The sequence below is a fragment of the Aeromonas sp. HMWF017 genome (assembly GCF_003061465.1).
GTDB lineage: Bacteria > Pseudomonadota > Gammaproteobacteria > Enterobacterales > Aeromonadaceae > Aeromonas > Aeromonas veronii.
In genome coordinates this window covers 35,332-36,935 of record NZ_QAJD01000179.1, presented here as the reverse complement: position 1 = coordinate 36,935, position 1,604 = coordinate 35,332, and the positions used below count along the sequence as shown (strand labels likewise).

Genomic DNA, 1,604 nt, shown 5'->3' with positions numbered 1-1,604 from the left:
GCCGCACCTGCGGCGCTGCGTTCAGCCATCAGATATTTGAACACCACCAGCAGGTTCAAATCGAGTTCACTCAGTGCTCGCATACAACCTCTTGCGACATGATTGCTCCGGGCGACCCATTCGCCATGCAGTCAGTGGCACGGTAAATGACCACTCCCGCCCCATTCAACAACAGATACGACCTCTCCGATAGTGAAAGCGTCACACCTCTCTTGGCAGAATAAACGATATGGGTAATCACTTCCGCTGATCCGTCAGCTATTCTGACCAACAAGATTGTTCATAGAAAGAGCCCCCGGCAACGGATCTGACGACTCGCTGACGTGCAGGTAGCCTGATGAGCGACAGAAACACCGTTATCAATCGGCAATAGAACGGATAAAAATTCCATGAGGTGCTATTGCGCCCCATGGAATATGACTGACTGGATGTTTATTCCTTTTTCAGAGTAAATATGACCCCATCCAACTCGGGAAATCCGATAACTAATGTGTTTTTATTATTTACATCATTAAACTCGGCAATATATGCGGTAGCCGTGTCTTTTACCCGAGCCAAACCCGCCGTATTTTTATAGTCACTCTGGCTCCAGTTGGCATCATTATATTCAACAAATTTGCATTTTCCGAATCCGGTAAAAGTAAGCTTGTTCAATGCGTGATTACTCTCTTCCTTTCCCTCACCAAATAATGTGCAACCTGCTGACGGCAGTTCCATAACGACGCTCAACTTGCCATCGTTATTAGTCAACTCGGTATTGCCTAACATATCGGTTGACAAGCCATTTCCAGTCGACCATGTCTCTGGCTTAATATCCGTTGTGTTCACTTTTGTAATACCAACCTGGCCATTCCAATTGTGATATGCCATGGTTCCGGTACTCGACAGATCAAATGCAGAATATCTTACCCGCTCACCCTCTGCCTTGATGACGGGCATAGTTTTGATCATGACCTGATTGGGGATACTGCTTTGCCTCTGGTAATTCGATGGCACGAGCAGCGATCCTGAATCATCCCGCGTCAAAACAGCACTGTCTGCCACTTTATTTCTGCTAATGCGCGTCAACGTCAGGGTAGATGGCTCTGTGCTATCGGACTGCATTCCGGCCTGACCAAGCCACCAGGTAGCCACGGCGCCATCATCGACCCAGATATCCCAACGCAGCTGCGCATCACGTTGTGGGTAAACGATTGCCAAGCCGGCGAAATTAACCAATGTCTGGTGCGGATCATCGCGTGTAAGTAGCGTCGTTTGGTAAATCCCTGGCTGCGGTAGCACAATGCCTGCTTTCAGTGTTGTTGCAACATGGGGAACTGGAGCAACGCTGGTCTCTGTGGTTGATTTGTTATCATCTGAGCCACCACAACCAGACAGGGTGGCCATGCAAGCCCCCAACAATACCCATTTATGACTATCCATCATCAGAAAATTTCTCGCTATTATTTTTTGGAACAATAAACTCTGGCTTCTCGAGGGGTATAAACCCCGTAGGTAATCCCGCTGGCCAATGAATTAAGCCAGGATTGTTCTGTCTCGATCCTGACAACATTTTCGGCACCGTGACAAATAGCCGCAGCGTCTATAGGCTCGTTCAGGCCAAT

2 protein-coding genes are annotated in these 1,604 nt (G+C 48.2%); both read right to left on the bottom strand.

Going from position 1 to position 1,604, the window contains the following annotated elements:
• Positions 1–432 precede the first annotated feature (432 nt).
• Complete coding sequence (locus DBR30_RS20260; protein ID WP_146181030.1) at positions 433–1,425, bottom strand: hypothetical protein; 993 nt, start codon at positions 1,423–1,425, stop codon at positions 433–435.
• A 17-nt stretch (positions 1,426–1,442) separates the two neighbouring features.
• The gene (locus tag DBR30_RS20255; RefSeq protein ID WP_308813284.1) at positions 1,443–1,586 is read right to left on the bottom strand and encodes a Bor/Iss family lipoprotein; all 144 of its coding nucleotides are present in this window, start codon (positions 1,584–1,586) and stop codon (positions 1,443–1,445) included.
• Between the last annotated feature and the right edge of the window lie 18 nt (positions 1,587–1,604).

Bases quoted from the DNA above. Each gene is read 5' to 3' on its own strand.
- DBR30_RS20260 (WP_146181030.1), bottom strand. From the start codon at position 1,425: ATGATGGATAGTCATAAATGGGTATTGTTGGGGGCTTGCATGGCCACC.